General features: G+C 64.1%; 24 protein-coding genes and 1 other RNA gene. 12 read left to right on the top strand and 13 right to left on the bottom strand.

The window, feature by feature from the left end:
- Positions 1-4 precede the first annotated feature (4 nt).
- From trxA to AO684_RS18690, 5 genes are all read right to left on the bottom strand, one after another.
- Complete coding sequence (trxA, locus tag AO684_RS18710; RefSeq protein ID WP_054304256.1) at positions 5-331, bottom strand: thioredoxin; 327 nt, start codon at positions 329-331, stop codon at positions 5-7.
- 88 nt (positions 332-419) lie between these two features.
- Entirely contained in the window at positions 420-1589 is a 1170-nt protein-coding gene (locus tag AO684_RS18705) for a TIGR03862 family flavoprotein (protein WP_054304255.1), read from the bottom strand.
- Positions 1586-2911 (bottom strand): mechanosensitive ion channel family protein, encoded by a 1326-nt coding sequence (locus tag AO684_RS18700; protein WP_054304254.1) that lies wholly within the window; start codon positions 2909-2911, stop codon positions 1586-1588. The genes AO684_RS18705 and AO684_RS18700 overlap by 4 nt, the downstream gene beginning before the upstream one ends.
- A gap of 107 nt (positions 2912-3018) precedes the next feature.
- Positions 3019-3723 (bottom strand): response regulator transcription factor, encoded by a 705-nt coding sequence (locus AO684_RS18695; RefSeq protein WP_054304253.1) that lies wholly within the window; start codon positions 3721-3723, stop codon positions 3019-3021.
- The gene (locus tag AO684_RS18690; protein ID WP_054304252.1) at positions 3695-3973 is read right to left on the bottom strand and encodes a hypothetical protein; all 279 of its coding nucleotides are present in this window, start codon (positions 3971-3973) and stop codon (positions 3695-3697) included. The genes AO684_RS18695 and AO684_RS18690 overlap by 29 nt, the downstream gene beginning before the upstream one ends.
- A 201-nt stretch (positions 3974-4174) precedes the next feature.
- On the opposite strand from AO684_RS18690, the gene AO684_RS18685 reads away from it, so the two are divergent.
- The 3 genes from AO684_RS18685 to AO684_RS18675 all read left to right on the top strand — a co-directional run bounded on the left by AO684_RS18685 (position 4175) and on the right by AO684_RS18675 (position 6208).
- Positions 4175-4354 carry a hypothetical protein gene (locus AO684_RS18685; RefSeq protein ID WP_054304251.1) on the top strand — a complete coding sequence of 60 codons (180 nt, stop codon included), beginning with the start codon at positions 4175-4177 and terminating at the stop codon, positions 4352-4354.
- 3 nt (positions 4355-4357) lie between these two features.
- Positions 4358-4996 (top strand): ribonuclease HII, encoded by a 639-nt coding sequence (locus AO684_RS18680; protein ID WP_054304250.1) that lies wholly within the window; start codon positions 4358-4360, stop codon positions 4994-4996.
- Between the two features lie 87 nt (positions 4997-5083).
- Entirely contained in the window at positions 5084-6208 is a 1125-nt protein-coding gene (locus tag AO684_RS18675; RefSeq protein ID WP_054304249.1) for a site-specific DNA-methyltransferase, read from the top strand.
- Between the two features lie 387 nt (positions 6209-6595).
- Here AO684_RS18675 and ffs read toward each other — a convergent pair.
- The 4 genes from ffs to AO684_RS18660 all read right to left on the bottom strand — a co-directional run bounded on the left by ffs (position 6596) and on the right by AO684_RS18660 (position 10253).
- Positions 6596-6694: signal recognition particle sRNA small type (gene ffs / locus AO684_RS21430), an RNA gene on the bottom strand.
- 45 nt (positions 6695-6739) lie between these two features.
- On the bottom strand, positions 6740-7690 hold the full coding sequence (locus tag AO684_RS18670; protein WP_054304248.1) for a S9 family peptidase: 951 nt from the start codon (positions 7688-7690) through the stop codon (positions 6740-6742).
- Position 7691: 1 nt separating this feature from the next.
- Positions 7692-8318 carry an HAD family phosphatase gene (locus tag AO684_RS18665; RefSeq protein ID WP_054304247.1) on the bottom strand — a complete coding sequence of 209 codons (627 nt, stop codon included), beginning with the start codon at positions 8316-8318 and terminating at the stop codon, positions 7692-7694.
- Between the two features lie 45 nt (positions 8319-8363).
- Entirely contained in the window at positions 8364-10253 is a 1890-nt protein-coding gene (locus AO684_RS18660; RefSeq protein ID WP_054304246.1) for a bifunctional 2',3'-cyclic-nucleotide 2'-phosphodiesterase/3'-nucleotidase, read from the bottom strand.
- Between the two features lie 214 nt (positions 10254-10467).
- Between AO684_RS18660 and nudC the strand changes: the two genes are divergently transcribed.
- Both nudC and AO684_RS18650 read left to right on the top strand, forming a co-directional pair.
- Positions 10468-11418, top strand: coding sequence for an NAD(+) diphosphatase (nudC, locus tag AO684_RS18655; RefSeq protein ID WP_054304245.1), 951 nt, complete (start codon positions 10468-10470; stop codon positions 11416-11418).
- 63 nt (positions 11419-11481) lie between these two features.
- On the top strand, positions 11482-11949 hold the full coding sequence (locus AO684_RS18650) for a hypothetical protein (RefSeq protein ID WP_054304244.1): 468 nt from the start codon (positions 11482-11484) through the stop codon (positions 11947-11949).
- A gap of 36 nt (positions 11950-11985) precedes the next feature.
- On the opposite strand, the gene AO684_RS18645 is transcribed toward AO684_RS18650, so the two are convergent.
- A complete protein-coding gene (locus AO684_RS18645; RefSeq protein WP_054304243.1) occupies positions 11986-12816 on the bottom strand; it encodes a prephenate dehydratase in 831 nt (276 codons plus the stop codon).
- 133 nt (positions 12817-12949) lie between these two features.
- Here AO684_RS18645 and AO684_RS18640 point away from each other — a divergent pair, with 133 nt between their 5' ends.
- From AO684_RS18640 to AO684_RS18615, 6 genes are all read left to right on the top strand, one after another.
- A complete protein-coding gene (locus AO684_RS18640; RefSeq protein ID WP_054304242.1) occupies positions 12950-13477 on the top strand; it encodes a cytochrome c family protein in 528 nt (175 codons plus the stop codon).
- Between the two features lie 174 nt (positions 13478-13651).
- Positions 13652-15559 (top strand): extracellular solute-binding protein, encoded by a 1908-nt coding sequence (locus tag AO684_RS18635; protein ID WP_054304241.1) that lies wholly within the window; start codon positions 13652-13654, stop codon positions 15557-15559.
- Position 15560: 1 nt separating this feature from the next.
- Entirely contained in the window at positions 15561-16727 is a 1167-nt protein-coding gene (locus AO684_RS18630) for a microcin C ABC transporter permease YejB (protein WP_054304240.1), read from the top strand.
- Positions 16728-16729: 2 nt separating this feature from the next.
- On the top strand, positions 16730-17836 hold the full coding sequence (locus AO684_RS18625; protein ID WP_054304239.1) for an ABC transporter permease: 1107 nt from the start codon (positions 16730-16732) through the stop codon (positions 17834-17836).
- Positions 17833-19416 (top strand): ABC transporter ATP-binding protein, encoded by a 1584-nt coding sequence (locus AO684_RS18620; RefSeq protein WP_054304238.1) that lies wholly within the window; start codon positions 17833-17835, stop codon positions 19414-19416. Before AO684_RS18625 ends, AO684_RS18620 begins: the two co-directional genes overlap by 4 nt.
- Before the next feature lie 11 nt (positions 19417-19427).
- Positions 19428-20654: a glycosyltransferase family 4 protein gene (locus tag AO684_RS18615; RefSeq protein ID WP_054304237.1), complete on the top strand. Its 1227-nt coding sequence runs from the start codon at positions 19428-19430 to the stop codon at positions 20652-20654.
- A gap of 26 nt (positions 20655-20680) precedes the next feature.
- On the opposite strand, the gene AO684_RS21905 is transcribed toward AO684_RS18615, so the two are convergent.
- Genes AO684_RS21905 through hemN form a run of 3 tightly spaced genes read right to left on the bottom strand, consistent with a single transcriptional unit; the run spans position 20681 to position 22406 of the window.
- On the bottom strand, positions 20681-20833 hold the full coding sequence (locus tag AO684_RS21905) for a hypothetical protein (protein ID WP_161806029.1): 153 nt from the start codon (positions 20831-20833) through the stop codon (positions 20681-20683).
- The gene (locus tag AO684_RS21900) at positions 20830-21000 is read right to left on the bottom strand and encodes a hypothetical protein (protein WP_161806028.1); all 171 of its coding nucleotides are present in this window, start codon (positions 20998-21000) and stop codon (positions 20830-20832) included. Before AO684_RS21900 ends, AO684_RS21905 begins: the two co-directional genes overlap by 4 nt.
- A 50-nt stretch (positions 21001-21050) precedes the next feature.
- Positions 21051-22406 carry an oxygen-independent coproporphyrinogen III oxidase gene (gene hemN / locus AO684_RS18610; RefSeq protein WP_054304236.1) on the bottom strand — a complete coding sequence of 452 codons (1356 nt, stop codon included), beginning with the start codon at positions 22404-22406 and terminating at the stop codon, positions 21051-21053.
- A gap of 63 nt (positions 22407-22469) precedes the next feature.
- Here hemN and fnrL point away from each other — a divergent pair, with 63 nt between their 5' ends.
- Positions 22470-23216, top strand: coding sequence for a transcriptional regulator FnrL (gene fnrL, locus AO684_RS18605; RefSeq protein ID WP_054304235.1), 747 nt, complete (start codon positions 22470-22472; stop codon positions 23214-23216).
- The last annotated feature ends 40 nt before the right edge of the window (positions 23217-23256 follow it).

Here is a 23256-nt window from a genome sequence, read left to right as displayed (position 1 = left end):
GAAATCAGATGGCCGAGCTGATCCAGTTCGCCAGCGCGGCTTTCGGCGCGGCGCCGATCTTGTTCGACACCACCTGCCCGTCCTTGAACAGGAACAGCGCCGGAATGCCGCGCACACCCAGAACAGCCGGGCTGTCGGGGTTTTCGTCGACATTGACCTTCACGATCTTCACCTTGCCCGCATATTCAGTGGCGAGTTCCTCCAGCGCCGGGCCGATCTGGCGGCACGGGCCGCACCATTCGGCCCAGAAATCCACCACGACCGGGATCGGCGATTTGCGGACTTCTTCATCGAAGGTGGCATCGGTGACGGCTACGGTTGCGGCGCCCATGATCGTTCTCCAAGGGAATCTGTCAGGCAAGAAACGTAAGGAGCCGGGCGCGCAGCGTCAAGGACTAGCGGCTGCGGCATAGCCGACCTCACGATATCGGGATGCTCGCCAGCCGCCGCGCCGCCGCGCGCCCCGCATGAAGGCCGGTGGCCCAGCTTGCGGTCAGCAGATAGCCGCCGGTCGGCGCCTCCCAGTCCAGCATTTCTCCGGCGGCAAAAAGGCCTGGCAGGGCTTTCAACTCCAGATCATCGGTGAGGGCCGCGCGCGCGATGCCCCCCGCCGAGGATATCGCCTCGTCCAGCGGGCGGGGGCCTGTATGGGGCACCGGCAGATGCTTCAGCAGGGGGGCCAGATCGGCGGGCAGGGGACGGGCCAGTTCCATCACCAGCGCGGTCGTCGCGGGCGGCAATCCCAGCTTGCGCAGCCGGTTGCTGGCGCTTTCGCCCGGTCTCATCCGCGCCAGCCGGTCGCGCAGTGCCGCCAGTGTCAGATCGGGAAACAGATCCAGCGCCAGAGGTGCCCCCAACCGCAAGGCGCGGCTGATTGTGTAGATCCCGCCGCCTTCAAGCCCGCGGGCAGAGATCACGAACTCGCCCCGCTCGCGCCGGTCGCCCGCAATCAGGCAGGCGCCCTTGACCGGCTGGCCGAAATGCCGCGTCATATGGGGGGACCAGCCCATGCAAAAGCCCATGTTCGCCGGGGCGAAGGGCGTTATCTTCACGCCCCGCGCGGCCAGCCAGGGCAGCCAGGCCGCGTCTGACCCCAGCCGGGGCCAGCTTGCGCCGCCAAGCGCCAGCACGGTGATGGCAGGGCGCAGCGCTTGCGGGCCGTCCGGGGTGTCGAAAATCAGCGCATCACCATCAAATCCGGTCCAGCGCCAACGGCGGCGCAGGTCCACGCCCTTCCGTGCCAACCGCTCCAGCCAGGCCCGCAGCAGCGGTGAACCTTTCAGAGCCACCGGAAACACCCGGCCCGACGAGCCGGTGAAGACCTCTTGCCCCAACCCGCGACAGAAGTTCTTCACTTGTTCGGGGCCAAAGGCGGCCAGCAGCGGTGCCAACCATCCGGCATCGTACTGCGCGGCGAAGGCGGGCAGCGGCTCGTCCTTCGTCACGTTCAGCCCGGATTTCCCCGCCATCAGCAGCTTGCGCGCAGGAGAGGGCTTGGCCTCTGCCACCACGACTGCATGCCCCGCATCGGCCAGCGCCTCGGCTGCCATCAGCCCGGCCGGACCGGCGCCGATGACCAGCGCCCTCATGCCCCCGCGGCCTCGGCGCCTGCGTTGCGGATATGGACCACGCGCTGCGGGAAGGGCATCTCGATCCCGTTGTCCTTCAGCGCGTTCCAGATGGCGAACAGCACGGGTGATCCGAAGCGGTTCTTGCCATCGTCAATGCCGTTGACCCAGTATTCCACCGCGAAATCGACAGAACTTTCGCCAAAGCCACGCAACTCGCAATCGGGCCCGTCGGGTTCGGTCAGCACGAAGGGCAGCGCGGCGACTGCCGCCTCGATGATCTCCGGCACCTTGTTGATATCGGTGTCATAGCTGACCGAGAACTCTGCCTCGTAACGGTTGGCTGACCCCTGATCGGAATAGTTGACCACGCGCGAGGTGATGAAATGGTCATTCGGCACCACGATCCATTTGCCATCGAAGGTTTCCAGAATGCAGGCGCGGGCAGTCATCCGGACGATGGTGCCCTTTTCGCCGCCGTCCAGTTCCACATAATCGCCGACAGTGGTCTGGCCTTCCAGCAGCAGGATGATGCCGGACACGAAGTTCGCGGCGATCTGTTGCAGGCCAAGGCCGATCCCGACACCCAGCGCACCGCCCAGAACCGCGACGGCGGTCAGGTCGATGCCCATGATCGACATCAGCAGCAGGAACGAGGCGCCGAAGATCATAACCTCGGTTGCCTTCACCGCCAGTTCGCGGGTGGCCGGGCGCAGCTCTTCCTGTTTCTTGATGTAATCGGCGCTCTGCCGGTTCGACCAGGCGCCCAGCCAGAACAGCAGCGATCCCGCGATCAGCCCCCGGATCAGTGCCATGACCGAGAAGCGGATGTTGCCGAAAGCGATGATGGTTTCTTCCAGCCGCAGCGAAATCTCGTCCAGGATGCCAAGCGCATAAAGCGCGGCGACCGGAATCAGGACATAGCGACCCAACAGCCGCAGGAAGCTGTCACGCAGCACTTCGCGCACGAAGATCCGGGCGGCGAGGAACAGGAAGATGCGCTTGCCAAAGGCGATAACGGCACCCGAGCCGAACAGCGAGCGGGTGATCTCTTCTCCCAGAGCGGTGAAAGCCCAGGCGAATAGCGGCAGCAGAAGCGGCAGGAAGCGGCTGGCGAACAGGCGCGCCGTGACCATATAGCCGGTCTTCCCCTCCGGCGGGGTGATCAGCCGCATGAACAGCGGCTGGGTCCGCAGCGTCAGCAGCCGCGCGGCCATGAAGGCCACGATCAGCAGGGCGAATTGCGACCAGGCGGCGGGCGACAGCAGCCAGAGCTTTGCCGTCTCGACCGCCGGGTCCAGCCATTCATGCAGCACGAGGAAGAATTCGGATTGCTTGTCCATTGCGATGCCCCAATACGCCGGGTCCGACCTGCCGGGAATGGCGGAGGCTTCGCAGAACCCGCCCGCCGGTGCAAGCCTTCGTCACCGGCAGGGCGGGTGCCCCAACGTCAGATCATGCGGATGGTATCTTTCTCGACCGAAAGTACATAGCCGCGCCGGGCGATGGTCTTGACCAGAAGTTCCGACACCAACTGGTTCCCCAGCGCGTCGCGCAGCCGCTTGACCCGCGTGGCGCCCGATGCCTCGTCGCAATCCGCCTCGGTCCGGCCCGAGATCACCGCCTCGATCTGCGCGCCGGTCAGCACCTCGTCATCCATCCGTGCCTCGGCCAGCACCGACAGGGTTTCGATGGCGGCCTCGGTCAGCTTGAATTCCAGATCGTTGATATAGACCGCCCGGCTTTCCCGGCTGATCATCAGGGACGACACGGTGATACCCGACCGCTGAATGGCTGACATCCGGCGGTTTTGCCCCACGATGGTCAGCAGGAACACCAGACAGGCCACCAGCAACCCGGCGGAAAACACCAGAAGCACGAAGATGACCATGCGATAGCTCGACAGCACCTCCTGAAAGGTGGTGCCGGATTGCGCGATGATCTCCAGCAGCTTGATCTCGGCCAGGGTGCGCAGGTCGTCGTTTTCGACGAAGAGCTTTTCCACCCGCGCATTGAAGGCATTGGCGTCAGGCAGGCTGAGAAACAGGAACACCGCCGCCGCGGCGAGAATCGCGACAATGGCGGCGACGCCGAAAGCGGCCGTGCGGTTCCCCGCGCGGAGACTTTCAGTAACGGAGGAAGTAATCTCCGGCACTCGATCGCCTTTCATTGAGGCCCTCGGGGCCGAAGGTGGACACGATATTTAAGAGCTTCCAGCCCTGCGCGGCAAGGCGCGGCGCCAGTTCGGCGCGGGCGCCTTTCTTGTTGCAGGCGGAAACTTGCGCCACGCCGTAGTGCAGGCGCAGCGGGTTGTCCTGCTTGGCCTTGTAATCGGCATAGCATTCGGCAGCCGCAGGCATGGCGACAAGGCAGGCAAGGGCGGCTGCAAGAAGAACGCGGATCATGGCGCAGGCTCCGGTTAGGGTCTTTGCATACTGAGGGGGAAGCGCCTGTAATTCAATAACCTGAGCGGAGATTGGCCGTTGTTATCGGATAACGCGGCCGTGTCATTGCCTGTCTTGCGGCGCCGGGCGAATATGCCTGCAATGACTGGCGAACCATGAGTCGCCGGCATCGACGCAGAGCAGAAGAACAGGAGATTTCAGATGACCCAACCCCGCCACCGGGGGCGGCTTTCGCCGCAGACCCGTTTCGCCCTGACCATGATGGCCGCACTCGCGGTGATGATTGCCCTGACGCTGTCCGCCCTTCCGGGGCAGGGAAATGCCACGACGACCTGCAAGCTGGAACTGTCGGAACCGGCGCATCGCGCCTGTGACGTCTGATCCGTGGCGCGTCCGGTTCCCGATCTGAGCCTTGAGGATGAGGCCCTGTCCCGCTTCCCCGGCCCGATTGCCGGGGTGGATGAAGTCGGGCGTGGTCCGCTTTGCGGGCCTGTCACCGCAGCGGCTGTGATTCTCGATCACGCGCATCTGCCGGAAGGCATATCCGACAGCAAGACCCTGTCATCTGCGACTCGCGAACGGCTCGCCGAAGAAATTCAGGCTTCGGCACTGGTCGGCATCGGTCACGCGAGCGTCGAGGAGATCGACGCGCTCAATATCCTTCAGGCCAGCTTTCTGGCCATGCGCCGCGCTGTCGCCGCGCTGGCCGTGGCGCCGGGCTTCGTTCTGGTCGATGGCAACCGCCTGCCCCCCGGCCTCCCCTGCGCGGGACAGGCCGTGGTGAAGGGGGACGGGCGCAGCCTGTCCATCGCAGCCGCCTCGATTGTTGCCAAAGTGGCACGCGATCACATCATGGTGGATTTGGCGCAACAGCACCCCGGCTACGGCTGGGAGCGCAATGCCGGTTACCCGACCAGGGACCACCTTCAGGCGCTTCTAGATTTTGGGGTGACCCCTCATCATAGGCGTTCGTTCCGCCCGGTCCACAATATCTTGTATCAAGACGTTTCTATAACTAGTTGATTCAAAAAAGAATTTGACGGGGAATCGTCTCTGACTCATCTTGGGACACAAGATAACGGCCCGCAGAGGCCGCAGACCGAGGCAGTAATGACGATCAAGAAGACCCGTGCGGAGGCCCCCGGCCTGCCGCTTAACCAGATCATTGCCGGTGACTGTATCGAGGCCATGAACAGCCTTCCGGCTGGCTCGGTGGATCTGATTTTCGCAGATCCGCCCTATAACCTTCAGCTGAAGGGCGAGCTTCATCGTCCCGACAACAGCAAGGTGGATGCGGTCGATGATCACTGGGACCAGTTCTCCAGCTTCTCGGCCTACGACCGTTTCACCCGCGACTGGCTGACCGCTGCGCGGCGCCTGCTGAAGCCGACCGGCGCGATCTGGGTGATCGGCAGCTATCATAACATCTTCCGCGTCGGCGTCGCCATGCAGGATGCGGGTTACTGGATGCTGAACGATGTGGTCTGGCGCAAGACCAACCCGATGCCCAACTTCCGCGGCAAGCGTCTGACCAATGCGCATGAAACGCTGATCTGGGCCAGCCGCGATGAGGCGGCCAAATACACCTTCAACTACGAGGCGCTGAAAGCGCTCAATGACGGTGTGCAGATGCGCAGCGACTGGGTGCTGCCGATCTGCACCGGGCATGAACGGCTGAAGGATGAAAACGGCGACAAGGCGCATCCGACGCAGAAGCCTGAAAGCCTGCTGCACCGCATCCTGATCGCCACCACCAACCCCGGCGATGTGGTGCTGGACCCATTCTTCGGCACGGGCACCACCGGCGCGGTGGCCAAGATGCTGGGCCGTGATTTCATCGGAATCGAGCGGGAGGAAAGCTACCGCAAGGTTGCCACCGAACGTATCGCGCGCATCCGCAAGTTCGATGCCTCGGGGCTGGAAGTGACCGGCAGCAAGCGGGCCGAGCCGCGTGTGCCCTTTGGTCAGGTGGTCGAACGTGGCATGCTGCGTCCGGGGGAAGAGCTTTATTCCGTCGGCAACCGCTTCAAGGCCAAGGTCCGCGCCGATGGCACGCTGATCGGGAACGAGGTCAAGGGCTCGATCCATCAGGTCGGGGCGGCCTATGAAAAGGCGCCTTCCTGCAATGGCTGGACCTACTGGCACTTCAAGCGGGACGGCAAGATGATCCCCATTGATATCCTGCGCCAGCAGATCCGCGCCGAGATGGAGGCTGACGAGCGTCAGCATCACTGAGGCGCCGTTTCCCATAAGCTCAAAAGTTACGCCTGTGCTCCGGTCCGCCGGGGGCACACCTCCCCGCCATGCCTGCATGGCGGGGCTTTTTGCATGCGGTCAGAACCTGCATGCCCGGCCTGTTTCATCCCTTTGCGCGGCCATGCGTTGGTTCGAAACCCCGCTTCCGGCTTTTGCAGCCTGCGCGGAATACCATCCGGGCCATCAGGCTGCGGGCGGGGATATCTCGCAGACCGTCAGCGGCGCATCGAAACCGTCTGGATGCGCGATCTGTGCAGGGCGGTTCAGGACATTCACTTTCCCGAACCTGCCCTGGAGGCCGGTAGAAATGGCGTAAAACCCCTGAGGTCGGGGGTGCTATTTCGCGTCAATGGCTTAGGGGGAATTGGGTGAGAGGCTGGACAACGACCCAAGCGGGGCTCGTTACGGCTGCTTCCTTCCGGACCTGACCGGGTTGGCGAGGCGCTCGCCCGCGCCAACCTCTCGAGGCATCACATAGGCAAGGTGGCGGGATTCTGCAAGCCCTCGCGTTTAGCGGGGCAGGGCGGCGATCAGCTTGGCCAGGGCGGTCCTGAACCGCTCGGGCGCGGTGTCGCGGCTTTGCAGGTGGTCGCCGGGGGTGAGAACCAGAACGGTGTCGCCGCCGCGTGCGGCCAGCAGGGCCTTGCTGGTTTCAGGGGGTACGATCCGGTCCGCCTCGCCATGAAAGATCAGCAGCGGACCCTTGAAGGCGATAAAGGCATTTGTCACCCGCGCCTGTGACAGATCAAGCCCGTGGCTGAAGCCGAAGGCGGGCAGGGCCAGCGCGGTTCCGATCCCACCCAGAGGCAGCGCCATCCGGCGGGTGATGTGGCGCAGTGTGGCGGGAAAATCCAGCGCGGGGGCATCCAGAACCACGCCAGCGGTCATCCCGGCACGGTCGGACCGGGCCAGAAACTGTCCGGCGATGCTGCCCCCCATCGAGGCTGCGACCAGCAGTACCGAGTCATAGCCCTGACTTTTCGCCCAGTCATAAGCCGCCTCCAGGTCGCGCCATTCGGTCAGGCCGAAGGCATGCAGGCCGTCAGGGGCGGGCGGGGCGCCCGCGTCGTTGCGATAGGTGATCAGCAGAACGGGCAGACCCGCCTGATGCAGTTGCGGCAGGAAGGGGTAGCCGTCCTCGCGCGCACCGCCGATCCCATGAACGAAGATCGCAAGCCGTTTGCCATCTGCGCCGGGGGCAGGGATGAACCATGCGGGGGCGGGGCCCAGCGGCGTCTCCAGTTCGACGTCCTGCCATGCCATCCCGAAAGCGCGCCCCGGATCGCCGCGATAGCCGATTTTCAGCGGATCGTCTATTTCAGGCTGAGCCAGCGCCGAGAAGGCGCGGCCGGTCAGTACCTCGACCATCAGCCGATGCGCAAACCATGCCGACCCCAGCACCGCCAGCAAGGCAAGGAGCGCGGCGGCAGTCAGAAGGCGCCTGATCCAGCGGCTGCTCATGTCAGATCACCCCGGCCAGACGTGCGCCTTCCAGCAGGTTTTCGGCCACATGATTGGCATGAACCCCCTCAGTCGGCAGGATGTCAGGCACCTGCACCACTACGCAGCCTGCCTCGCGGGCGGAGCGGGCGCCGGTTTCGCTGTCCTCGAACACCAGACAGCGCGCTGGGGCGACACCCAGCCGCGCGGCGGTCAGCAGATATGGCTCGGGATGCGGCTTTGGCGCGCTCACGTCATCGCGGGTGATGACATGGCGGAAATGGCGCGACAGGCCCGCCATCTCCAGCTTGCGCAGGCCGCTTTCGCGCGCCGAAGAGGTGCAGAGTGCCATCGGCAGGTTGATAAGCTCCAGAATCTCGCGGGCGCCGGGCTTCAGGGGCACATCACCGTCGAGGGCGGCGTGGAAGGCGGCATCCCAGCGCCGGACAAGATCGGCGACATCCGTCTGCGGAAACCACGCCTGCAGCAGAAGCTGGCCGCTGGGGCCGTCCTTGCCGATCAGATCGTGGAACAGATCGTCACCCGCGATCAGCCCCATATCGGACAGAACGCCGCGCCCGGTCCGCATGGCGACGGATTCCGTGTCGATCAATGTGCCGTCCAGATCGAAGATCACCGCATCGAACATCGCATTCCCCGTCGCTGGCCCGTTTCGCGTCCGAGGTCTAGCCGATCACAGGTGCAGACGGAAGCGGGCGAAGCCTTCGGGGGTGGTGCCAAGAGGTTCCGGGTGCAGATGGGCCACCTCTGCCAGATGACGGGTGGCCTCGGGTGCGGTGTCGAAGGTCACGCTGGTGCCAGGCAGCGGCAGAAAGCTGAAGGAAGTCGTCTGGCTGGCGGTGGCAGGGGGGCTGGCGAAATGGCGCAGCAGGATGTCGCGGATCATGGCGTGGCCCACATCCACCAGACGTTCGGGCACCATACGTTCGGGCCACGCCGCGAGATAGCCGCCGCAGCCTGCCGCGCGGTAGCTGTTGGTCGCCAGCAGGAAGGTCTGCCCGGGCCGCACCGGCTGTCCCTGATGGCACAGGTCCTGGATGCGCCGGGCCCCGGGATGCACCAGCGCGCCATGGCGGTCGTAACGGGCGGGCTGGCTGAGGTCGATCCGATAGCTCAGGCCGAGGATGTGATCATGGTTATAGCTCGGGAAATCCTCGTCGATCAGTGGGGTATCCCGGCTGCCGGGCGCGATCTCGCGGTAGATGCCGGTCGCGTTTTCCAGCCAGTCAGCGATTTCCGCCCCACTCAGCTGCAAGACGGCAATCGTGTTCGGGTAGATGTAAAGATCCGCGATATTCCGCAGGGCAAGCGGGCCTGCGGGAATGTCGGTATAGTTACCGGGACCGCCGCGTCCACCCGCCTTGAACGGAGAGGCGGCAGACAGCAGGGGCAGATCGGCTTCGGGCCGGTCCCGAAGCTGGTGACGCACATAGCTGGCCTGTGCCTCGGCGACCACATCCAGTGCGGCCGAGGGCGTGATCGTGGCAAAGTAGCTGTGCAGGGCCACGGCGGTCTGACCGGCGGGGCGACGGATATGGGTCAGTATCGCGGCATGATCCGCCGCAACCGCAGCGGTGAGGGATGGGTCCGGGGATATTCCGGCGGAGGGTCGCAGGTGCGCATGGCCCTGCGTCACCTGCCAGCCCCGCCTCGGGTCATGCGCAAGGTCAAGGTCGATCACCCCCAGATGGGAGGCGTAGTGGCCCGGCAGCACCACAGGCCGCCTGAAAACCAGCCCGCGCTTCAGATCCATGCCGGGGGCGACAGGATATCCCGGCCCCGGAAAGGGCAGATGGCTGTGCCCCGCGATGATCGCATCTATCCCCGGAAAACGCGCAAGGTCGGTCGCGGCATGCTCGGCATTGAACCCGGCATCGGCGGGGCCAAGCCCGGAATGCGCCAGCGCGATCACGATATCCGCCCCGGCCGCACGCAATTCCGGCACCTGCGCGGCCGCAGAGGCGAGAATATCCTGCGTCTCTACGCGCCCCTCCAGAATATTCCGGTCCCATTGCACGATCTGAGGGGGCACGAAACCGATGACTCCGATTCGGATCGCATGTCGCTGGCCATCCGACCCGGTCAGTTCATGCCGCAGCAGACACCACGGCGGCAGCAGCGGCGCGGTGGGCTGCCTGCAGGTCACATTTGCGGTCACGACCGGAAACCGTGCGGCCTTCAGCGCCGCCATCAGCCGCTCCAGCCCGAAGTTGAATTCGTGATTGCCCAGCGTAGCAGCGTCATAGCCAAGGTGGTTCATCGCGATCAGCGCGGGATGCGGGCCGCTGTCGGGCGTGAGCACTTGCTGCATCGCGAAATCGCCCAGCGGATTGCCTTGCAGGAAATCGCCATTGTCAAACAGCAGACTGTCCGGCGCCTCGGCGCGGGCCTGCGCGATCAGGGTCGCAACCCGAGCGAGCCCGATATCGTCCCGCTCCTCATCCGCGTAATAATCATAGCCCAGAACATGCGAATGCACATCGGTCGTGGCCAGAATGCGCAGCCGTGCGGTGAGGGGCGAAGCAGCAGGCGCGGGCACCGGCGCGTTGCGGTCTGAGGGCATGCTTTTCCTGTTTTCTCCGCATGATAGCGGATGCGGGAAATGACTTTGGGTCTGTCTAACGGCCTATCTAGCCGGTGGGACTTTGCGGCTGTCAATCTTGCAACGAGAATATTTCCACTCTGGGTTGCGATTGGCGCAGTCCTGTCGTTGCGGGTTTGCGTCATGCCCCGGCTCGTGCCAGAAAGCGGCGCAGGGCAGCGCGCGGGAGGATCGGATGCGCCATTCGGAAACCGTGACTTTCGGCGGCTCGGGGCTGGATCGCGCGGCGCATCTGCGCGGCGATGCCGAGGCGCTGACCCGGCTGCGCGCCGGGGGCGGGCAGGTGCTGGTGCTGTGGCGCGGGCGCATTCCGGTGGCGGATACGGGCGGATTGGTCTGGGTGGCTGCCGATCATCCGCTTGTCGCAGGCCTTCCGGCGCCGGTCTTTCTTGGGCTGGACGACGGCATTGCGCGCTTCGCGGTCGACCTGCCGGGCTGGGTGCCTGCCGAAGGGGCGCCGACACCCGCCTTTCTGGATCAAAGCCGCATCCGTCACCCGCAACTTGCGGCAGACCAGGGCTTTGCCGAATTGCGGGCCGAGATGACGCGGCTGACAGCGCGAGAGGCCGAGCTGGCCGCGACGGCGCGGGCGATCCTGGGCTGGCACAATTCTCACGGGTTCTGCGCGGCCTGCGGCGCCGCGACCGAGATGGTCAATGCGGGCTGGCAACGTGCCTGCGCGCAATGCGGCGCCCAGCATTTTCCGCGCACCGATCCTGTGGTGATCATGCTGATCACGCGGGGCAACCGGGCGCTGCTGGGCCGCTCGCCGGGCTGGCCCGAGGGAATGTACTCCTGCCTTGCCGGTTTCATGGAGCCGGGCGAGACGGTCGAGGCCGCCGTGCGCCGCGAGGTGGCCGAGGAAACCGGCATCCGCGTCGGTGCGGTGCGCTACCTTGCCAGTCAGCCCTGGCCCTTTCCGGCCTCGCTGATGATCGGCTGTGCGGGCGAGGCGCTCAGCGAGACGATCACGCTGGACCCGGTCGAACTGGAAGATGCCTTGTGGGTAAGCCGCGAGGAACTGATGGAGGCGATGGCTGGCGCGCATCCTCTGATACATCCGGCCCGCAAGGGCTCGATTGCGCATTTTCTGCTGTCGAACTGGCTTGCAGACCGACTTCTTTAATCGGAAACTTACACGATAACAGGCAAAAGGGGACAAGCGGCAGCCCCGGAGAGGCAGGACTGAATGAAGCTGACCACACGCGAGGACATCGAGGCGCCGCTGGATTTCGTCTATGGCGCCTTTGCCGATACCGGACACTGGGAACGGTCTGCCATGCGCCGCGGGGCCGAGGTGGTGCGGTCCGACCGGATTCAGGGCTTCGCGCCAGGCATGGTGTGGAATGTCAGCTTCGTCTACCGCAGCCGCCCGCGCCGTGTGGCGGTCAAGCTGGTCTCGGTGGACCAGCCAAACAATCTGGGTTTCCAGATCATCGCCACCACCTTTGACGCAGGCGTCACGCTGGATTTCGTCGAACTGTCGTCGCGCCGCACCCGCGTGACCATCACCTCCGAGGTGAAGCCGCGCACGCTGGCGGCGCGGGTGTTCATCCAGTCGATGAAACTGGCGCGCAACAAGATCGAACGGAAATACGAGGCGCGGGTTGGTCTGATCTGCAACGAGATCGAAGAGCGCTACCGCATCCGCCGCTGAGAGCAGGGGGCCGCCGGATGCGGCCCCGGTCCCGGATCAGACCCGGCTTTCATCGGCCGGGTAGACCCCCAGAATGTTCATGTTCGTGGTGAAATAGCGCAGCTCCTCCAACGCGCGGGCCACATGCGCATCCTCGGGATGGCCCTCGATGTCGGCATAGAACTCGGTCGCCGTGAAGCTGCCGCCGACCATATAGCTTTCCAGCTTGGTCATGTTGACGCCGTTGGTCGCAAAGCCGCCCATTGCCTTGTACAGTGCGGCGGGAATGTTGCGGACGCGGAAGGTGAAGGTCGTGATCATCCGCGCGGCGCGGCGGCTGTGGTCGGGGGTGCGGCTCATCACAAGGAAGCGGGTGGTATTGTTGGCCTGATCCTCGATATGGCGGGCCAGCACGTCCAGACCATAGATTTCGGCCGCCAGCTCGCTGGCCAGCGCGGCGCGGGCCGGATTGCCTGCCTCGGCCACTTCACGGGCGGCGCGGGCATTGTCGCTGCTGACGACGCCCCGGATGCTACGCTCGCGCAGGAACTGCGCGCATTGCGGCAGGATCACCACATGGCCATGCGCCTCGCGCACCTCGTCCAGCTTTGCGCCCCTGACACCCAGAAGGTTGACGTGCACCCGGACGAAGGCCTCGTCCACGATATGCAGCCCGGCCTTGGGCAGCAGGCTGTGCACGTCGGCGACCCGGCCGTAGGTGGAGTTTTCCACCGCCAGCATCCCCAGATCCACCTCGCCCGCGCGCGTCATCTCCACCACATCCTCGAAGGTGGTGCAGGGCACCGGGGTGAATCCGGGGCGCGCCTGTGCGCAGGCCTGATGCGAATAGGCGCCCAGTTCCCCCTGAAAAGCGATGCGTCCGGTCATGTCTGCTTTCCTTCCTGCCCCTCGCGTGGTCAAATCGCCGCATTTACGGGGCCGGAGGTGCTACTACACCTTGAAACCCGTGCGGGGAAGCGGATAGAAGCCCCCTCAGCTTCATGCCAAAACGGGACGCGACATGTTCGACACGATGACTTTCACGAAGGTGCTGGGTGCGGTCTGCGGGTCGCTGCTCGTGTTCCTTCTGGGCAACTGGGCTGCCACGGCGCTGTATTCGATGGAAGGTGGCCATGGCGAAGGCGAAGAATCGCAAAGCTATGTGATCGAGGTCGCCGATGCCGGCGGCGCAGGTGACGCAGGCGCAGAGGCCGGCCCCTCGTGGGACGAAGTCTATGCCGCCGCCGATCCGGCCAAGGGCGAGAAGGTTTTCGCCAAATGCAAGGCCTGCCACAAGGTCGATGGCACCAACAGCACCGGCCCGCATCTGGACGGCGTCGTGAACCGTGCGAAAGCCTCGGTCGAGGGCTTCGGCTATTCGGATGCGCTGAAGGCGATGGCGGGCGACACCTGGACCCCCGAGAATCTGGAACATTTCCTGACCAACCCGAAAGGCTATGCGCCGGGCACCAAGATGTCCTTCGCCGGTCTGCCGAAGATCGACGACCGTGCGAATCTGATCGCCTGGCTGGCGACCGCACATCCGTGATCCCGCGCTTCTTGCGCAATGGTCGGGCCACCCCTTGCGGGTGGCCTTTTCATTTGCGGCATTCACGACGGATAACGCAAACGCGCCCCGGATAACGCAAACGCGCCTTGAGGGCAGGGGAATTTCCGTTACTCTCAGGCCAAACGCACGCCAAGAAGGCCGCAGGAGAGTTTCATGCCGCACACCCCAGCCCGCCCGATCCGCCGCAAGTTTCATCCGATGCGGGTGATCGGGCCGGGGTTGCTGGCGGTTGTGGCGGCAGCGCCTGTTTCGGCCGAGGAAAAGGTGATCCATGCGCATGGCATCTCGACCTTCGGGGATCTGAAATATCCGGTCGATTTCGCGCATTTCGACTATGTGAACCCGGATGCGCCCAAGGGCGGCACCATGAGCTTTCGTGGCACCGGCGCCAGCTCTACCTTCAACAGCCTGAATCCCTTCATCCTGAAAGGCGAACCTGCGCAGGGGCTGGGGCTGCTTTATGACAGCCTGATGAGCGGTTCGCCCGACGAACCCGATGCCTCTTACGGGCTGGTGGCGTCCAGCCTCGAATACCCCGAAGACAGGTCGTGGGTGATCTTCAACATGCGCCCCGAGGCAACCTTTTCGGATGGTGAGCCGATCACGGCGGCGGATGTGGTGTTCACCTACGAGGTGCTGCTGGACAAGGGCGCGCCCAGCTACAAGGTGGCGCTGAAGGACATTGAAAAGGTCGAGGCGCTGGACCCGCATCGCGTGAAGTTCACCTTCCGGCCCGGCGTCGCCACCCGTGACCTGCCCGCACTGGCGGGGGGGCTGTCGATCCTGCCGAAACATTATTACGATAAGGTGGATTTCACCGCCTCGACGCTGGTGCCGCCGGTCGGCTCGGGTCAGTTTGTGGTGAAGGACGTGAAGCCCGGACGGTCGATCACCTATTGCCGCAACCCCGATTACTGGGGTGCCAGCCTGCCGGTGAACATCGGGGGCGCGAATTTCGACTGCTACACCTACGAATATTACGCCGATACCACGGCGGCGTTCGAGGCGTTCAAATCCGGCGGCTATCTGTTGCAGCAGGAGTTTTCCTCGCTGATCTGGGCCACGGCCTATGATTTCCCGGCGCTGAAGAAGGGCTGGGTCAAGCGCGAGGAACTGGCCGACAACAACCCCTCGGGCACGCAGGGGTTCTGGTTCAACCTGCGGCGCGAGAAGTTTGCCGATCCGCGGGTGCGGCAGGCGCTGGGCATGATGTTCAACTTCGAATGGTCGAACCAGACGCTGTTTTTCGATCTTTACAAACGCACCGACAGCTTCTTTGAAAACTCGCCCCTGCAAGCCGAAGGCGTGCCAGAGGGCGAGGAACTTGCGGTGCTGGAGCAATTCCGCGACCGGCTGCCGCCTGAAATCTTCACCGAACCGGCCTACGAGCCGCCGGTTTACGAGGCGACAGACCCCGCGACCGGCAAGCTGCGGCAGCTTGATCGCAAGATCCTGCGCCAGGCCTCTGCCCTGATGGACGAGGCGGGCTGGAAAGTGGGCGAGGGCGGGCTGCGCCGCAATGACAAGGGGCAGGTGTTCACGCTGGAGTTCATCGAGGATCAGCCTTCGTTCGATCGCGTGCTGAACCCCTATATCGCCAACCTCAGGGCCTTGGGCATCGACGCGCGGCTGACCCATATCGACGCGGCCCAGATGCAGCAGCGGCAAGAGGATTTCGAATACGACATCATCAGTGGTCGTTTCGTGATGTCGCAAACCCCTTCGGTCGAATTGCGCCAGTTCTTCACCACCGAATCCGCCGATGCCAAGGGCTCGGCCAATCTCAGCGGGGTTGCCGATCCGGTGCTGGACGACCTGGTCGAACTGGTCATCGCCTCGAAAACCCGCGAGGAACTGACCGTGCGCGCCAAGGCGCTGGACCGGGTGCTGCGGTTCAAGCAGATCTGGGTGCCGAACTGGTATAGCGGCAAGTATCTGGTCGCTTATTGGGATGTCTTCGGCCGACCGCCGGAACAGCCGCCCTATTCGCGGGGCGACGGGTTGTGGTGGATGGACGAGGCGAAGCTGGGCGTCATGAAAGCCCAGGGGGCGCTGCGCTGACATGGGCGCCTATCTGCTGCGCAGGCTTCTGCTGATCATTCCGACCCTGCTCGGGATCATGGTCATCAATTTCGTGCTGACCCAGTTCGTGCCCGGCGGGCCGGTGGAACAGGTTCTGGCCCGGCTGGATGGCGCGGGCGATGCCTTTCAGTCGATTTCCGGCGGGGGCGGAGATGCCGGGTCGGGCGGGGCGCCCGCAGCGGGGGCGGGCAACGAGTCCGGCTATATCGGTGCGCGCGGTCTGCCCGCCGATTTCATTGATGATCTGGAGGCGCAGTTCGGCTTTGCCCGTATCATCTGTGCCGAGGGTTATACCGGCCCGGTCAGCACCCGCGCGCCCGAATGCCACAAGGAGCCGATCCCTCTGCTGGAACGCTTTGGAATCATGATGGGCAATTACCTGCGCTTCGATTTCGGCGAAAGCTACTTCCGGTCGATCAGCGTCACCGATCTGGTGCTGGAAAAAATGCCCGTCTCAATCACGCTGGGCCTGTGGTCCACGCTGATTGCCTATCTGATTTCCATTCCGCTAGGCATCCGCAAGGCGGTGCGCGACGGGTCTGCTTTCGACACCTGGACCTCGGCCATGATCATCGTGGGCTATGCGATTCCGGGCTTTCTGTTTGCTATCCTGCTGCTGGTCTTGTTCGCGGGCGGCTCTTACTGGCAGTGGTTCCCGCTCAGGGGCCTCACCTCGGATGGATGGAGCCAGATGAGCCTCTGGGGCAAGATCACGGATTACCTGTGGCATATCGTGCTGCCGGTCACCGCCTCCACCATCTCCAGCTTCGCCACACTGACGCTCCTGACGAAGAACAGCTTTCTGGATGAAATCCGCAAGCAATATGTGATGACGGCGCGGGCCAAGGGGCTGACGGAAAGCCGTGTGCTGTATGGCCACGTCTTCCGCAACGCCATGCTGATCGTCATTGCCGGTTTCCCGGCGGTCTTCATCAGCGTGTTCTTCGGCGGGTCCATCATCATCGAGACGATCTTCTCGCTGGATGGCCTTGGTCGCCTTGGCTTCGAGGCGGCGGTGAACCGCGATTATCCGGTGCTGTTCGGGACGCTGTTCATCTTCGGGCTGATGGGGCTGGTGGTCGGGATCATTTCTGACATGACCTATGTGCTGGTCGATCCGCGCATTGATTTTGAGCGGAGGGGCTGACCATGGCGCTTTCGCCGCTGAACCAGCGCCGCTGGCGCAATTTCAAGGCCAATCGCCGGGCCTTCTGGTCGCTGTGGATTTTTGCCGTGCTGTTCGGCCTGTCACTGGGAGCGGAGCTGATCGCCAATGACAAGCCGCTGCTGGTCAGTTTCAAGGGGGAGTATTACACGCCCTTCCTGAAGTTCTACCCCGAAACCACCTTCGGCGGCGACTTCCAGACCGAAGCCGCCTATCGAGACCCCGAGGTGCAATGCCTGATCGTCGCGCAGGGGGCGGAAGCCTGCTGGGACGATCCTGAAGGGGTGCTGACGCAGGCCAGGGCCGGTGCGGTGGACGGGCAGCCGGTGGTGCCCGGCTGGCTGCTTTGGGCACCGATCCCCTACAGCTATAACACGATCAACGATCTGGGCGGGGCTGCGCCTTCGGCCCCCGATGCGCAGCACTGGCTGGGCACCGATGACACCGCACGCGATGTGCTGGCGCGGGTGATCTATGGCTTCCGCCTGTCGATCAGTTTCGCGCTGATCGTGACCGCGCTGACCAGTGTCATCGGTATCGCGGCAGGGGCGGTGCAGGGCTATTTTGGTGGCTGGGTCGATCTGATCTTCCAGCGCGTGATTGAAATCTGGGGCGCCACGCCCTCGCTTTACATCATCATCATCGTCGGCGCGATCTGGCAGATGAGCTTCTGGCTCCTGATCGGGCTGATGGTGCTGTTTGGCTGGACCTCGCTGATCGGCGTGGTGCGGGCCGAATTCCTGCGCGCGCGCAATTTTGAATATGTGCGCGCGGCGCGGGCGCTGGGCGTACCTGACCGGGTGATCATGGTGCGCCATGTGCTGCCCAATGCGATGGTCGCGACGCTGACCATGCTGCCCTTCCTTGTCACCGGCACCATTGGCACGCTGGCCGCGCTGGATTTTCTGGGCTTTGGTCTGCCAGCCTCGGCGCCCTCTTTGGGCGAGTTGACGCAACAGGCCAAGGACAACCTTCAAGCACCCTGGCTGGCCTTTACCGCCTTCACCACCTTCGCCCTGATGCTGTCGCTGCTGGTTTTCATCTTTGAAGGCGTGCGCGATGCTTTCGACCCCAGAAAGACCTTCCGATGAGCGTTCTGTCCGTTGAAAAGCTGAACGTGCGCTTTCGGCAGGACGGCCGCATCGTCCATGCGGTGCGGGATGTGAGCTTCAGCGTCGACCGGGGCGAGACGGTCGCGCTGGTGGGGGAAAGCGGGTCGGGCAAGTCGGTGACGGCGCTGTCCACCGTGGGACTTTTGCCTGACAGCGCGATGATGGAGGGCTCCATCACCTATCAGGGCACGCAAATGGTGGGCGCGCCCGAGGCGGATCTGCGCCGTATCCGGGGCAATGACATCAGCTTCATCTTTCAGGAGCCGATGACCAGCCTGAACCCGCTGCACACGATCGAAAAGCAGCTGACCGAAAGCCTTGCGCTGCATCAGGGGCTGCGGGGACAGGCGGCGCGGGCGCGGGTTGTCGATCTGTTGAACAAGGTCGGTATCCGCGATGCCGAAAGCCGGCTGGGATCTTATCCGCATCAGCTTTCGGGTGGGCAGCGGCAGCGCGTGATGATCGCCATGGCACTGGCCAACGGGCCGGAACTGCTGATCGCGGATGAGCCGACCACCGCGCTCGATGTGACGATTCAGGCGCAGATCCTTGACCTTCTGGCGGATCTGAAGCGCAGCGAAGGGTTGTCGATGCTGTTCATCACGCATGATCTGGGGATCGTGCGGCGCATCGCCGACCGTGTCTGCGTGATGAAGGACGGCGAGGTTGTCGAACAGGGGCCCGCAGCCGAAATCTTTGCCAATCCGCAGCACCCCTATACCCGGAAGCTGCTGGCGGCAGAACCGAAGGGCCGCCCCGATCCGGTGCTCGAGGGTGCGCCCGAACTGGTGCGCACCGAAAACCTGCGCGTCTGGTTCCCGATCCACAGCGGCCTCATGCGCAAGGTCACCGGCCATGTGAAGGCGGTGAACGACGCAAGCCTCTCTGTCCGCGCGGGCGAGACGCTGGGCATCGTCGGTGAAAGCGGCTCTGGCAAGACGACGCTGGCGCTGGCCATCATGCGGCTGATCGGTTCGGAAGGGCGGATCGTGTTCATGGGCCAGGAAATCTCGGGCTGGCACAGCCGCCAGCTGCGCCCCTTGCGCCGTGACATGCAGATCGTGTTTCAGGACCCTTTCGGATCGCTCAGCCCCCGGATGACGGTGGAGGAGATCATTGCCGAAGGTCTGGGCGTTCACGGTCTTGAACCGGGTCGCAACCGGCTCGAGATGGTCAGCGACATCATGGTTGAGGTCGGGCTGGACCCGGCCGCCATGGGGCGTTACCCGCATGAATTTTCCGGCGGGCAGCGCCAGCGCATCGCGGTGGCACGCGCCATGATCCTGCGGCCGAAACTGGTGGTGCTGGATGAACCGACATCGGCGCTGGACATGACGGTGCAGGTGCAGATCGTCGACCTGCTGCGCGCGTTGCAGCGCAAATACGGCCTTGCCTATCTGTTCATCAGCCACGACCTGCGGGTGGTGCGGGCGCTGTCGCACAAGGTTCTGGTGATGCGGAATGGCGACGTTGTGGAAGCCGGAGACGGGCAGGCGGTGTTCGAGACACCGCAAACCGAGTATACCCGTGCCCTGATGGCCGCCGCTTTCGGCGCGTGACGAGGCATTGCATGAAAATTCTTTTCGTTCACCAGAATTTCCCTGCCCAGTTCCTGCATCTGGCACCGGAAATGCAGCGGCGTGGCCATGACTGCATCGCGCTGACGGATACGACCAACAACCGAAGCTCTGAAATCCGGGTTGTGAAATATCGCCACAACAGCCCGGCGCCCGATCCGCAGGCCTGCCGTCTGGGCCGCAACTACACACAGATGAGCGACCGCGGCGTCACCGTGGCCCGCGCCGCGATGCAGATGCGCGAGCAGGGCTATGTTCCCGACGTGATCTTCGGCCATTCCGGCTGGGGCGAGACGCTGTTTCTGAAAGAGGTCTGGCCCGAGGCGAAGCTGCTGGTCTATGCCGAATTTTACTACAAGGGCCGTGGCGCGGATGTCGGGTTTGATCCCGAATTCGACCGCCCGAATTTCGATCAGGTCATCATCGCCCAGGGCCGCACCACGCATCTGGGGCAGGCGCTGCTGCATGCCGATGCAGGGTTGTCGCCGACGCGCTGGCAGGCCAGCACCTATCCGCCGATCCTGCGAGAACGGATCAAGGTCATCTTCGACGGTGTGGATACCGGCGTGATGAAGCCCGATCCGACTGCAACGCTGACGCTTCCGAATGGCAGGGTTCTGAAGGCAGGGGACGAGGTGCTGACCTTCGTGAACCGCAATCTGGAACCCTATCGCGGCTATCACACCTTCATGCGGGCGCTGCCCGCCATCATGGCCGAACGGCCGGAGGCGCAGGTGGTGATCGTGGGCGGTGATGAGGTCAGCTATGGCCGTCCCGCGCCCGAGGGCCAAAGCTGGAAGAACATCTATCTGGATCAGGTGAAAGACCGGCTGGATATGTCGCGGGTGCATTTCAAGGGCAAGGTGCCGTATCCCACCTTTGTCAGCATGATGCAGGTCAGCCGCGTGCATGCCTATCTGACCTATCCTTTCGTACTGAGCTGGTCGATGCTGGAGGCGATGGGCGCCGGATGCATGGTCGTGGGCTCGCGCACCGCGCCGGTGGCCGAACTGATCGAAGACGGGGTGAATGGCCGTCTGGTCGATTTCTTCGATGTCGAGGGCTGGTCGAAGATGATCACCCGTGCGCTTGCGCGGCCCGAACGGTTCATGGACCTTCGACGCGCCGCGCGTGAAACCATTGTCAAAGGCTATGACCTGCACACGGTCTGCCTGCCGCAGATGGTGGAGTGGGTGGAAAGCTTCGGCCCTTCGGCCTGAGGGTCAGGAATCGAGGGGAGCGGGGTTCAGGGGGCCACGCGCTCGCGCTCAAGGCATTCCTGCACCTTCCGCATCGCCGCCGCCAAGCCCGTCAGCGCCGCAAGCGTTCCTGCCAGGGCGGTCAGGTGTGTGCCGTTGCGCAGTGCGGCCTGCTGTTCGGGGTCGAGAAACCAGATCAAGCCGTCCTCACCGCCGAAAAAGTTCCGGTGAAGCGGGTGCTGTCAATCCTGATCGTCCCCGCCGCCTCGCCCGAGGTCGCGGTGCCGGGCAGAACCACCGTCCAGCCCTCGGCACTGGTCTGGGTTTCAACACCGCCCTGCGGTGCGGTGGCCGCACAGCGCAGCACGATCCCGTCATGCCGGAGCGCAGCCTCTTTGCAGCGGCGGTCCGGCCCCCTCAGATCGCCGCGGAATGCTGGGCCTTGCTATGGTCATAGGCGTCGAAGGTGCGGGCTATAATCCGGGTCAGCGGGCGGGCGGGCACCGGGATGGACAGGCCGTCCGCATCGACACGCACCATTTCGCCGAACTGAGCCTTCGCCGCCGCGAACATGGCCGACAGCGCGGCGTCATCGGTAGCGAAATCGCGGAGCAACTCTGCCCGCGAGACGTGGAAGTCGCACATCAGCGCCTCGATGATGCGGCCGCGCAGCTTGTCTTCACCGCTGAACACATGGCCGCGATGCGTGGTGAAATGCCCGGCGCGCACGGATTTGGTGTAATCCGAGGTGCCCGAGGCGTTCTGCGCATAGCCCTGCGGAAAGCGCGAGATGCTGGAGGCACCAAGCCCCACCAGCACATCGGCACGGTCATCGGTATAGCCCTGGAAATTCCGCCGCAAGCCGCCGCTCCGGGCCGCTACCGCCAGCCCGTCATCAGGACGCGCGAAATGGTCGATGCCGATGGATTCGTATCCGTCCCAGTCGAACAGCTGCGCTGCTGTTTCAAACAGCTTCAGCCGCTCCTGCGGGGTTGGGATGGCATCCGAGGGGATAAGTTGCTGGCGACGGCTCATCCACGGCACATGGGCGTAGCCGTAAAGTGCCACCCGGTCGGGGGAGAGTGTCAGCAATTTCTGCACGCTGTCGGCAATCCGCGCCTGGGTCTGGTGCGGCAGACCGTAAAGGATATCGGCATTGAGGCTGCGAACATCACGGTCACGGATCATGTCAGCGACACGTTTGGTCAGATCGTAAGGCTGGATACGGCCGATGGTGGCCTGAATTTCAGGGTCAAAATCCTGAACGCCGATCGAGGCGCGGTTCATCCCCGCTGCCGCCAGCGCGTCCAGCCGCGCAGCATCCACCTCGTCGGGGTCAATCTCGACCGAAAACTCCGCGCCTTCGCCCATCGGCACCGCATCGAACACCGTTGCCGCCAGATCGCGGATCATGTCGGGCTTCAGCAGGGTCGGCGTGCCACCGCCCCAGTGCAGGCGGCTCAGATGCACGCCCTTCGGCAGATGCGCCTTCAAGAGCGCGATTTCTGCCTTCAGGGTCTGCACATAGGCCAGCACCGGCTCGTCGCTGGACGTGCCCTGCGTGCGGCAGGCGCAGAACCAGCACAGGCGCCGGCAGAACGGCACATGCAGATAGAGCGAGATTGCAGATCCGGCCGGAATCGTCTCGATCCAGCGGGTAAACAGCGCAGGGCTGACGTCGTTTCCGAAATGCGGGGCCGTGGGGTAGCTGGTGTAGCGGGGCACACGCGCGTCGAAAAGACCGAGCCGGGTGAGTTGCGATTCCTTGTCCATGCCACTAGATTAGAAGGCGTAACGCGCAACAGCCTTGACCCAGATCAAGACCAGGAAACCGGGATGCCGATGCAGGACATGCACCCAGTGCATCACGAGTGCGGGGATTGCCCCATCAGACACCGTGCGGTCTGTGCCCGCTGCGAGGCGGATGAGCTGTCGCGGCTGGAGCAGATCAAATATTACCGCTCCTATCAGGCCGGTCAGACGGTTGTCTGGTCGGGCGACCGGATGGATTTCGTGGCTTCCGTTGTCAGCGGTATCGCCACACTGACGCAGACGATGGAAGATGGCCGTCGCCAGATGGTCGGGCTGTTGCTGCCATCGGATTTCGTCGGGCGGCCCGGCCGGTCCACTGCTGCCTATGATGTGACGGCGACCACCGATCTGGTGATGTGCTGTTTCCGCAAGAAGCCGTTCGAGGACATGATGCTGTCCACGCCTCACATCGGCCAGCGCCTGCTGGAGATGACGCTGGACGAGCTGGACGCCGCGCGTGAATGGATGCTGCTTCTGGGGCGCAAGACGGCGCGGGAAAAGATCGCCTCGCTTCTGGCCATCATCGCCCGGCGCGACGCGACGCTGAAGCTGAAGGCGGCGAAGGGGCCGCTGGTGTTTGACCTGCCGCTGACGCGCGAGGAAATGGCCGATTATCTGGGCCTGACTCTGGAAACCGTCAGCCGCCAGATCTCGGCCCTGCGGCGCGAGGGGATCATCCTGCTGGATGGCAAGCGCCACGTCACCATCCCCGATTTCGACCTCCTGCTGGAAGAGGCGGGCGACGACAGCGACGGCGGCGTGCTGGGCTGACTTGCGCACGGCGGCATCTTCCCTATGATTGCCGGGCGTT

Source organism: Gemmobacter sp. LW-1, assembly GCF_001303875.1.
In the GTDB taxonomy this organism is placed as follows: domain Bacteria; phylum Pseudomonadota; class Alphaproteobacteria; order Rhodobacterales; family Rhodobacteraceae; genus Gemmobacter; species Gemmobacter caeni.
This window is presented reverse-complemented; position numbering and strand designations above follow the sequence as displayed.

Bases quoted from the DNA above. Each gene is read 5' to 3' on its own strand.
- AO684_RS18665 (WP_054304247.1), bottom strand. From the start codon at position 8,318: ATGTTCGATGCGGTGATCTTCGATCTGGACGGCACATTGATCGACACG.
- AO684_RS18660 (WP_054304246.1), bottom strand. From the start codon at position 10,253: ATGCCCTCAGACCGCAACGCGCCGGTGCCCGCGCCTGCTGCTTCGCCC.
- AO684_RS18700 (WP_054304254.1), bottom strand. From the start codon at position 2,911: ATGGACAAGCAATCCGAATTCTTCCTCGTGCTGCATGAATGGCTGGAC.
- AO684_RS18635 (WP_054304241.1), top strand. From the start codon at position 13,652: ATGCCGCACACCCCAGCCCGCCCGATCCGCCGCAAGTTTCATCCGATG.
- AO684_RS18670 (WP_054304248.1), bottom strand. From the start codon at position 7,690: ATGAGCAGCCGCTGGATCAGGCGCCTTCTGACTGCCGCCGCGCTCCTT.
- AO684_RS18685 (WP_054304251.1), top strand. From the start codon at position 4,175: ATGACCCAACCCCGCCACCGGGGGCGGCTTTCGCCGCAGACCCGTTTC.
- AO684_RS18675 (WP_054304249.1), top strand. From the start codon at position 5,084: ATGACGATCAAGAAGACCCGTGCGGAGGCCCCCGGCCTGCCGCTTAAC.
- AO684_RS18705 (WP_054304255.1), bottom strand. From the start codon at position 1,589: ATGAGGGCGCTGGTCATCGGCGCCGGTCCGGCCGGGCTGATGGCAGCC.
- AO684_RS18620 (WP_054304238.1), top strand. From the start codon at position 17,833: ATGAGCGTTCTGTCCGTTGAAAAGCTGAACGTGCGCTTTCGGCAGGAC.
- AO684_RS18690 (WP_054304252.1), bottom strand. From the start codon at position 3,973: ATGATCCGCGTTCTTCTTGCAGCCGCCCTTGCCTGCCTTGTCGCCATG.
- hemN (WP_054304236.1), bottom strand. From the start codon at position 22,406: ATGGACAAGGAATCGCAACTCACCCGGCTCGGTCTTTTCGACGCGCGT.
- AO684_RS18615 (WP_054304237.1), top strand. From the start codon at position 19,428: ATGAAAATTCTTTTCGTTCACCAGAATTTCCCTGCCCAGTTCCTGCAT.
- AO684_RS18640 (WP_054304242.1), top strand. From the start codon at position 12,950: ATGTTCGACACGATGACTTTCACGAAGGTGCTGGGTGCGGTCTGCGGG.
- trxA (WP_054304256.1), bottom strand. From the start codon at position 331: ATGGGCGCCGCAACCGTAGCCGTCACCGATGCCACCTTCGATGAAGAA.
- fnrL (WP_054304235.1), top strand. From the start codon at position 22,470: ATGCCGATGCAGGACATGCACCCAGTGCATCACGAGTGCGGGGATTGC.
- AO684_RS18625 (WP_054304239.1), top strand. From the start codon at position 16,730: ATGGCGCTTTCGCCGCTGAACCAGCGCCGCTGGCGCAATTTCAAGGCC.
- AO684_RS18645 (WP_054304243.1), bottom strand. From the start codon at position 12,816: ATGACCGGACGCATCGCTTTTCAGGGGGAACTGGGCGCCTATTCGCAT.
- nudC (WP_054304245.1), top strand. From the start codon at position 10,468: ATGCGCCATTCGGAAACCGTGACTTTCGGCGGCTCGGGGCTGGATCGC.
- AO684_RS18630 (WP_054304240.1), top strand. From the start codon at position 15,561: ATGGGCGCCTATCTGCTGCGCAGGCTTCTGCTGATCATTCCGACCCTG.
- AO684_RS18650 (WP_054304244.1), top strand. From the start codon at position 11,482: ATGAAGCTGACCACACGCGAGGACATCGAGGCGCCGCTGGATTTCGTC.